A 556-nucleotide genomic window follows, 5' to 3' on the forward strand; every position below is an offset into this window, starting at 1 on the left:
TAAGTTGGGCGTTATATGCCAAGGTGAAAATGGTTCATCATTCAAAAGCTACAAAGGTAATAGCTTATATATGCGCGGCGATTTTATTGCCCGTATACTCATTAGGCCCAGTCTCTATGATCTATCTCTCGTCTAAACGAATCGGGGATGGAGATTGGCAAACACTCCTCTTTCTAGCATGCATATGTATTGCACTTACATATTGGGGCGGTAAATATTTCTGGTTAATGCTCCGCTTTCTCGGAACATTGAGGTTTAGCTTTACCTTTGATGCCACAGGCATTGTCTTACAAAGCAATAATGACTCTACATTCTATCCCTGGAATGCGTTAGCAAAATCCAAAGAATACGGCAGTTGCCAGATTTACTGCCTGATTACCTCAGATAATAGACATTTGTTTTCTATTTGGGAGTATGCTGAAAACTATAAAGCGTTTCGAGAGGAGGCTCTGCGGCATGGCATATAACAAAAAAATAAAGTCGTTCCCTTCGGTCACTGGGACGCATACACGTGGACTGCTTCGCATTATAGCCCACGCGTCTGCGCCCCTTATTT

At 42.4% G+C, this 556-nt stretch carries 1 protein-coding gene; it reads left to right on the forward strand.

Going from position 1 to position 556, the window contains the following annotated elements; translation table 11 throughout:
- The coding region (locus GVO63_RS19680; RefSeq protein ID WP_236552227.1) for a hypothetical protein at window positions 1-467 on the forward strand (467 nt) is incomplete at its 5' end.
- Between the last annotated feature and the right edge of the window lie 89 nt (window positions 468-556).

The sequence above is a fragment of the Alteromonas sp. KUL106 genome, from assembly GCF_009811415.1.
Classification (GTDB): domain Bacteria; phylum Pseudomonadota; class Gammaproteobacteria; order Enterobacterales; family Alteromonadaceae; genus Alteromonas.